Here is a 202-nt window from a genome sequence, read left to right on the forward strand (position 1 = left end):
ACCACCGACGCACGGCGGCCGGTCACCACCGCGGCCGTGCTGGTGCCGGGCACGGCGATGATCGCGCTGACCTTCGGGCTCGCCCGCTACGGCTACGGCCTGCTCCTCCCGGACATGAAGTCCGACCTCGGCATCGGCCCGAGCGCGGCCGGCCTGATCTCCTCGCTGGGCTACGTCTCCTACCTCGTGGCCAATGCCGCCG

1 protein-coding gene is annotated in these 202 nt (G+C 72.8%); it reads left to right on the top strand.

Translation table 11 applies throughout. From position 1 onward, the window contains the following. On the top strand, positions 1–202 hold a 202-nt coding region (locus tag F0U47_RS21480; protein WP_223162849.1), incomplete at both ends, for a hypothetical protein.

The organism is Nocardioides antri, assembly GCF_008373765.1.
Lineage (GTDB): Bacteria > Actinomycetota > Actinomycetes > Propionibacteriales > Nocardioidaceae > Nocardioides > Nocardioides antri.